The 366-nt window shown below is 51.4% G+C and carries 1 protein-coding gene; it reads left to right on the top strand.

The genetic code is table 11. The features are described 5' to 3' along the window. A partial coding sequence (locus AB9F26_RS22365; protein ID WP_369769139.1) for a transposase occupies positions 1–366 on the top strand: 366 nt, incomplete at both ends.

The raw sequence follows: 366 nt of genomic DNA, 5'->3' as shown, positions 1-366 counted from the left end.
ATGAGGTTTTTGTGAAGATAAACGGCGAACTGCACTATCTATGGCGCGCCGTGGATCACGAGGGCGAAGTGTTGGAATCCTACGTTACGAAACGTCGGGATCGCAAGACCGCATTGAAATTCCTCAGGAAAACCATGAACCGTCATGGCAAAGCCGAGTTGCTAGTTACCGATAAACTGCGTTCCTACGGCGCGGCGATGAAGATCATTGGCAATGCGGGCAAACAGGAAACGGGTCGCTGGAAGAACAATCGCGCTGAGAATTCACACTTGCCGTTCCGACGACGAGAACGTGCCATGCAGCGCTTCCGCCGAATGCGAAGTTTGCAGAAATTTGTTTCCGTTCATGCATCCGTTTTCAACCACT

It is taken from the genome of Falsihalocynthiibacter sp. BN13B15 (assembly GCF_041205415.1).
Lineage (GTDB): Bacteria > Pseudomonadota > Alphaproteobacteria > Rhodobacterales > Rhodobacteraceae > Falsihalocynthiibacter > Falsihalocynthiibacter arcticus.
The sequence above is the reverse complement of the archived record's forward strand: the minus strand, read 5'-3'. Positions and strand labels throughout refer to the sequence as shown.